This window comes from Oleiphilus sp. HI0061 (assembly GCF_001635675.1).
Window position 1 is genome coordinate 1 of the sequence record NZ_LWFE01001596.1, and the last position, 1,334, is coordinate 1,334.

At 41.3% G+C, this 1,334-nt stretch carries 2 protein-coding genes; one reads left to right on the forward strand and one right to left on the reverse strand.

Annotation, left to right across the window (positions count from 1 at the left end; genetic code table 11):
• Positions 1-127: 127 nt before the first annotated feature.
• Positions 128-619, reverse strand: a complete 492-nt coding sequence (locus A3735_RS24785; RefSeq protein ID WP_068514675.1) for a regulatory protein RecX — start codon at positions 617-619, stop codon at positions 128-130.
• Positions 620-999: 380 nt separating this feature from the next.
• Here A3735_RS24785 and A3735_RS24790 point away from each other — a divergent pair.
• Positions 1,000-1,334: hypothetical protein (locus tag A3735_RS24790; protein WP_156499902.1), on the forward strand; the 335-nt coding region annotated here is incomplete at its 3' end.

Here is a 1,334-nt window from a genome sequence, read left to right on the forward strand (position 1 = left end):
GGGGATAAATTTTGTCAGCAAACTCCATCACTGAAGTTATGGTTAAAGGCTGATCCATCATGGTTGAGATCATTTGCTACATCCTCTTGTTATAAATATTGTTCTTATTTATTAATCTATTGGCGAGTTACACAAAATATTGTTCATCATCTTCATGCACTTCAAACGCAAAGGATATCTGCTCCATCGTAAAACCTCGTCCAGCTAGAAAGCGCATTTGTCGAGACTTCTCTTTGTAGTAAAGCGCCCGATCTTTATCATTGAGCGGCTCTCTAAATTTTCGTAATCGTAAAGACTGAGCCAAGGCAAACCAGTCACCCTCAAACGCTTCAAAGCCCTCATTCACCATTGAAGACTTCACACCCTTTTGCTGTAACTTGAAACGTATTTTCTGTGGCCCATGCCCCTTCTCATAGCTGCTACGAATAATCATTCTCACATATCGTTCGTCACTCAAGTAGCCAGCGTCTAGCATCGACTGAACTGCCTGTTCCACCAGAGCCTCTTCATATCCCTTACCTTGCAGCTTTTCGCGCAGCTCATGTTCACTATGCTCGCGACGAGATAGAAGATCTACGGCTTTATTTTTAACACTTTGGAGATCTGCTTCTCTCTTCATTTATCACGTTTTTCCATAAAGCCCTGCGACTCTTTTCAATATTGGCCCTATACGGCTCTCGTCACGTAATGAATCCCGCTAAATACCAGAGAATAGTGGAGATTTTTACGCGAGGCTGCGCTAGAATGCCCGAGCCTATTGCTCTCTTGAAGCTAACAAAAGCCTCAGGGTGCAACATTTGGAACGAGTTTAAATATATCCAAGCTCGTTCAGTTAATTAAGACTATAACGTGAAAAACAGCAGATTCCTATGTCAACAATGTCAGTAGGAATTCGACTTTTCGCACTCTCAAAGTCTTAAGACAAAACGGTTTCCTTTTTCGAAAGGACTAACACTTTACAAGAGCATTATTAAAAACAGAGATAAGCGAGATACCAGCATGGCTACTTTTCTTTCCAAGCTATTCAAACCAAAATGGCAAAGCAAGCATACAGCAACCAGACTTGAAGCAATCAAAGAGCTCAACCCTGGCCAGAATGAAGATCATCAAATATTACTTCAGCTTGCACAAAACGATGAACAAGTAGCCGTCAGAAAAAGCGCCACATCACGCTTAACTGACCCTCAAGCACTGATCACGCTTCACGCGCAGTCTAAAGACGAACTAAAGCCTCTAATTGAAGAAAAGTTATACGAGCTGGCTAACGCTCAGTCATTAAGTATTTTCGACCTAATTACTGACAATAAAATACTTACTCAAATGATCATTAAGTC